At 32.5% G+C, this 2,542-nt stretch carries 4 protein-coding genes; 2 read left to right on the top strand and 2 right to left on the bottom strand.

What is annotated here, in order from left to right; all coding sequences use genetic code 11:
- A partial coding sequence (locus J7E66_RS26850) for a DUF3231 family protein (protein ID WP_251033156.1) occupies positions 1-628 on the bottom strand: 628 nt, incomplete at its 3' end.
- A gap of 529 nt (positions 629-1,157) precedes the next feature.
- On the opposite strand from J7E66_RS26850, the gene J7E66_RS26845 reads away from it, so the two are divergent.
- Together J7E66_RS26845 and J7E66_RS26840 are read left to right on the top strand one after the other, a co-directional pair.
- Positions 1,158-1,619 carry a CarD family transcriptional regulator gene (locus tag J7E66_RS26845; RefSeq protein WP_215005784.1) on the top strand — a complete coding sequence of 154 codons (462 nt, stop codon included), beginning with the start codon at positions 1,158-1,160 and terminating at the stop codon, positions 1,617-1,619.
- A gap of 442 nt (positions 1,620-2,061) precedes the next feature.
- Positions 2,062-2,244, top strand: coding sequence for a cold shock domain-containing protein (locus J7E66_RS26840; protein ID WP_215005781.1), 183 nt, complete (start codon positions 2,062-2,064; stop codon positions 2,242-2,244).
- Here the strand turns inward: J7E66_RS26840 and J7E66_RS26835 are convergent.
- Positions 2,234-2,542: hypothetical protein (locus J7E66_RS26835; RefSeq protein WP_215005778.1), on the bottom strand; the 309-nt coding region annotated here is incomplete at its 5' end. The two genes, J7E66_RS26840 and J7E66_RS26835, sit on opposite strands and share 11 nt — an antisense overlap.

Genomic DNA, 2,542 nt, shown 5'->3' with positions numbered 1-2,542 from the left:
TAGCTATTTTTTCAGCATACTCGAAAAATTTTCTTCCTTCTTTTGTTTGTGTGACTTGACTAAATGCAATTGCAAGAGTTTTTGCCATAATACTTTTCTTTAGGTTGAAAGAAATACTTATGATTTCTGTCGCTGCTAACGTTCTACCCTTTCCGAAAAATCCATCTGTGAAATCTTGGCTGGAAACATATTCAGGGTTTTCAGCAGGATAAAATAAAGGGTCTCTCTGAAAACTTCCTTTTTCAAGCAATAAATCAATTGTTTGATGATACATCCTTTTCCCATCGTTATCGCACGAGTCGTAAAAAAACCTTAAGTCCTCTCTGACAGAAACAGCCAATGAAGTGGAGTGTCCTAGCAAACCGTGTAAAGCCATAATGTGTAAATAATTTAAGCAAAAAATATCAGTGAACAATCTCGGTTTACCTTTAAAAAGGTCGGATTCAGTAAATCCAATGGGAATAGGAAATTTCTCGTTCTCCAAAAAAGCAACCATTTGTTGCTTTTGCTTTTCGAAAGTCTTGATAGCATCCTTAAAAATTGCTTTTATTGACTCGTCCTCAATAATAGAAATCATATATCTATTTACAATATCAACAGCTGTTCCATTTACATACTCTCCCCACAAAGTTCCTATTTCGGAAGATGTGAGTTTTAATTTATCTTTTCCATTCTGTCACCTCTTGGATATTATTTACCAATTCACCAAGAGATATGAATTTCTGATTTATAAAAAGATGACCAGTTTTAAGATTAGATGTAAAGTTTAATTTAGAGTAATTAGCCGATTTTTCACTTGCGATTTTTCCAAGAATAATTTTACTTTACTTAAAATTAATTTAAAGATTGTGAAGAATTACACTTAAACAAACGGGTAGCGATTGCTGAACAAGGCAGTCGCTTTTTGTGTTATTTGCACAGGAAGGTTTTATATAGAATAATAATATTAAGGTTAGTAGAGGTTTCAGTATATACGCGGGAAAATTAACCTTCCCTTTATTGGTAATCCGACACGATTCCTATTGTTTTTGCTTTTTCTGATTTTTAAAGAAAAAGTAGTTGACACTGAAAATAAATTTATGATAAAATTAAAAATTTGATAAAAAATAATATATATGTTAAGGTTAAGAAGGTTACCATATATGGAGGTGGATTATTTGTTTCAAATTGGCGATAACATTGTTTATCCAATGCACGGAGTAGGTATAATTAAAGCCATAGAAGAAAAGGAAATCTCAGGGGGAAAACAACAGTATTATGTCATAAAAATGTTAATCGGTAATATGCAAGTCATGATTCCTACGGGTAAAATATTGAGTTCAAGTATACGCCCTGTTACTGACATAATTGCATTAAAACACATCATAAACATTTTTCATCATGGAGAATCAGATAGATTACTGCCGTGGAAACAAAGGTATAAAGTGAACACGGACAAAATAAAAACGGGTAAAATACAAGAATGTACTGAAGTTGTACGTGATTTAATTCGGATGAAGAAAGAAAAAGCACTTAATACAAGCGAAAAAAAAATGTTAGATAACGCACATGAATTTTTGATTAGTGAACTGGGATTAATTAAAGGGATTACTGAAAATCAAATAAAAAGTTTCTGTTAAGGTTAATTTAAGATAATGTATTACATCTCCCGAAAATATCCTGAATTTTTTGGGAATATGTTTATTATAAAAAGGAAATCATTTCAAAGACATTCAACTTCTCCAACTCACCTTTAGAGCATTAACCTCTTTTGTTATTTCTACAATCTAATCCATTTTTATTATTTAAATTTCTTTTACGAACGTTTGAAGTTTCATCAAATAACTCGATAAAATAGTCACTTGATTTTTGCAATCCTGATTCACACTGGCACGGACAAGGAGCCGTAAGGATGAAAGAGAGGTATGGCTTTCATTGTTTTCGGTATACAATATATTATCTAAGTCATTATTTCTAGAAGAAAAAACAATCAATCTCACCTCTATCTTTAAGAATTTTTTACATCTACTGAGACAGTGAATAGTAATTGTTTATCTTCTTTACGTAAAAGAGAAAAACGAATTGGTAACACCATTTGGTCAACTACAAAAATGGTTTCCAGACCAGGAAACCATTTTTATTTACATAACAATAGTAAAGATTACTGGTGATGGTTTTAAATCCTTTGATGAAGGGCAACGCGTACAATTTGATATTCTAAAAGGACAACGTGGCTCTCAAGCAGAAAACGTTTCTAAAATTTAATTGATCTCCTACCCCTTTGTAAATATGAACTCTGATCATAGGGGGGACCAAGCATAATCACCGCTTTGTACTTGAGTATACTTTTGTAATTTCCTTTTACTTCAATGGTTTCCCCGAATAATGGGACGAGGGGACAGGTCCCTTGTCCCATGAGACTACTTGTCCAATACTCTATCCCTAGCAACTTTTCTCGAACGAGTAAGTTGCCATCTAGAAGAACAAAGGAACCACCCACTCTCCACAAGAAGATACTATAAAAAGGTCCCGTATTAATAGATGAACTATAACCCGAATATTG

The sequence above is a fragment of the Bacillus sp. ISL-7 genome, assembly GCF_018613065.1.
Note: the sequence above shows the minus strand (reverse complement) of the source record. Positions and strands in the feature narration are given on the sequence as shown.